Origin of the sequence: Prevotella amnii CRIS 21A-A, from assembly GCF_000177355.1 — a bacterium.
GTDB classification, from domain to species: domain Bacteria; phylum Bacteroidota; class Bacteroidia; order Bacteroidales; family Bacteroidaceae; genus Prevotella; species Prevotella amnii.
In genome coordinates this window covers 1-735 of sequence record NZ_ADFQ01000094.1, presented here as the reverse complement: position 1 = coordinate 735, position 735 = coordinate 1, and the positions used below count along the sequence as shown (strand labels likewise).

Below are 735 nucleotides of genomic sequence, written 5' to 3'. Positions count from 1 at the left end.
CATATAAATTTATCTATTATTTTAATTCCGCCAACGGGTATTATAATGAAAATATGGAGGCTAAGAATATGAAGATTAATAATGAATGTTGTTGTGGATGCAAAACAGAAAAGCCGGATCAAATTAAAGACAATTGTCCTGTATGTAATAATGAAGGGATTTCTGTTAGTAAAGTAACTGTTGAACATCTAGTGGTAGATGATTATCGTAATGCTGTTAACGGAGATCAATATAAGATTTGCATGAACGAGGACTGCGACGTTGTTTACTATAACTTAGATAATGAAATAAAATTCTTGAAAGACCAAGTTAGAGTTCCTATCTGGTTTAAGAAAGATGCAGATCCTAAGTATGCTTGTTATTGTAGCGAAGTCACAGAAAATCAGGTAATTGAAGCAGTTGTAAAGCATGGCGCGAAATCCGTAAAAGAAGTAAATGCCATCACTGGGGCAATGAAAATTTCTAATTGTAAAGAAAACAATCCGTTGGGAGTTTGTTGTCATAAGATTATTCAGGAAGCTATCGATAAAGGCTTGAAAATGAAATAATTACAGTCGATATGTTCCTACAAACGAGAGCCAATCTTTGATATGTTTCCATCTACGAGCGTGGATATGTTCCCCATAACCATAGGGGTTGAGACTGTAGTATTGATGTCAAGAAAATAGAATAACAAGCTATAAAACTTATAAAATCAATGGCTTATAGGATTTTAAAAGAAATCAGTTTTATAAT

At 32.9% G+C, this 735-nt stretch carries 1 protein-coding gene; it reads left to right on the top strand.

Translation table 11 applies throughout. The features are described 5' to 3' along the window. Positions 1–53 precede the first annotated feature (53 nt). Positions 54–548 carry a Csac_0668 family 2Fe-2S cluster-binding (seleno)protein gene (locus tag HMPREF9018_RS08955; protein ID WP_008450728.1) on the top strand — a complete coding sequence of 165 codons (495 nt, stop codon included), beginning with the start codon at positions 54–56 and terminating at the stop codon, positions 546–548. Positions 549–735 lie beyond the last annotated feature (187 nt).

Bases quoted from the DNA above. Each gene is read 5' to 3' on its own strand.
- HMPREF9018_RS08955 (WP_008450728.1), top strand. From the start codon at position 54: ATGGAGGCTAAGAATATGAAGATTAATAATGAATGTTGTTGTGGATGC.